2 protein-coding genes are annotated in these 1,849 nt (G+C 68.4%); one reads left to right on the top strand and one right to left on the bottom strand.

All coding sequences use genetic code 11. The annotated features are described in order from the left end of the window. On the top strand, positions 1-1,072 hold a 1,072-nt coding region (locus AZG88_RS54510), incomplete at its 5' end, for a hypothetical protein (RefSeq protein ID WP_231914284.1). Here AZG88_RS54510 and AZG88_RS54515 read toward each other — a convergent pair. Further along, on the bottom strand, positions 987-1,787 hold the full coding sequence (locus AZG88_RS54515) for a hypothetical protein (RefSeq protein WP_061040578.1): 801 nt from the start codon (positions 1,785-1,787) through the stop codon (positions 987-989). The two genes, AZG88_RS54510 and AZG88_RS54515, sit on opposite strands and share 86 nt — an antisense overlap. Between the last annotated feature and the right edge of the window lie 62 nt (positions 1,788-1,849).

Below are 1,849 nucleotides of genomic sequence, written 5' to 3' on the forward strand. Positions count from 1 at the left end.
CCCGAGCGACGCTCAACAGCAGGTGTGGCAGTCACGGCCACCCGCGGACCGGGATCAATGGCAACAGGTCAGCGAAGGGCGACTGGAAGTCGACGACCGCGGGGTGCTGACCTTGTCATCACCGACGACCGACCCGGTGGCCGTCACGGTTCCTGCCGGCCGGTACACCGTGGAGGTCTCCGGCCGAGGATTCGTCAACTACGGGTGGCCGGGATCGACGACACCCGGCGACGTGTGGCGGATCCGGCTGTGGCCGTACGACGGGATCACGAAGTCCGCGGCTCAGATGTGGGACATGCCCGGCTTCGGCGTACCGGAGAACACTCCAGCCCCGGAACCCGCAGGCGAGGAGGAGCCGGCTCACGGCAGCTCGTCGGCCACGGGCACGACGACCGCCGCCGCGACAACCCGGACCACGGCGATCGACTTCGCGGCCCATCCCGAACTGCAAAAGGTCCTGGCTTTACGCGATTTCGACGACTGTACACCGGACGTCGCAGCCGCGATTGTGGCGATGGAACCGCAGACCCAGCGGCGACTGGCGCAATGGGCCGCGATCCGCGCATTTGAGTTCGCCGGACTCGCCGACTGCGCCTGGGTCACACCGGCACTGGAGGCCTTGCGTAACGGTGATCCACTCCCGGCACCGTTCGACGATCCGCAGTCCGCGTCCACCCGCCTCGCGGCGGAAAATCTACCGCCCCAGGGCAAGGGCGGACCCTACCGCTCGAGTGCGGCGCCGGGTGGGGAGAAGTCACCGACAGGGAAGATGTTCGACCACGGGCCGGTGCACCGGCCGTACTACGCGATGCCGGCGCTGTTCAGCGCGGCAGACCCACGGCCGGTCGTCGCTGCCTTTCAGGCGTTGTCGCACGCCTGCCCACCTACGCTGAGCATGTGGACACACTGCTTGGCGCGACCCGCACCGAGTTCGGCATCCCCGGATAGACACCGAGGGCCGGAAAATCCAGGTCATCGCCCGAAACTTATCGGCGTCCGCGTCGGGTTAGTACGCGGACGCGGTCGGGGTCCGAGCGCCGGGCAAGGGCGAGCGTGGCGAGGATGGCGGTGACGGTCGCGACGACGATACCGAGGGGCAGTGGCGAGTCGACGGTGACCACTGGTCCCGACTCGGAGGTCGGGTAGCCGTTCGACCACCCGTAGTCGGCGACGGCCAGTGGCGCGGAGACCGCGAAGAACGTCATGGTCAACGGCAACATCGCGGCGCTGACCACAGCCGGTGGATCCGCGGGGGTGGTCGAGATCACGGACGCGACGGACAACCCCAGCGCACCGGGCAATACCAGCGTGTACGCCGTGATCGTCACGGCGTCGAAGATGCCACTGTCCGGAAGCAGCCCGGTGGCCGTGACCAGGACGAGAAGAACCATCCCCACCGCCGCCATCGGGTACCGCCACCCGACCATCACCCCGGCGACCAACGCGATGAGACCGCCCAGGACCCACCACCAAGCACCCGACAAGTAGTGCACTTGCCCGACCGTTACAGCGGCCACGGCCAACCCCACCAGCAGCACGTGCCCCTCAGGGGCGGGCAGCAGCCATGCCCCGGCAAGGGCCGCCGCGACGGCGAGCCCAACCGCGACAGTCCACGACACCGGGCCGGACTCGGTCGTTCCCAGCACGGTGTAGAGCAGCAGGAACACCACCGGCAGCCCGACACCGACGATCGCCGGCCGACCCCCGACAGCAGGCTCGTCGGCACGGGTGACGAGCGCAACTCCGCCGAGAACAATCACGGCGACAGCCAGGATGGGCAGCGGCACGGTTGCCGGAAGTAGGGGCTTCCCCCCTGAGTGAGGACATCATGAACACTGGGTCGTGAAGA

Source organism: Rhodococcus sp. LB1 (assembly GCF_001583455.1).
GTDB lineage: Bacteria > Actinomycetota > Actinomycetes > Mycobacteriales > Mycobacteriaceae > Rhodococcus_F > Rhodococcus_F opacus.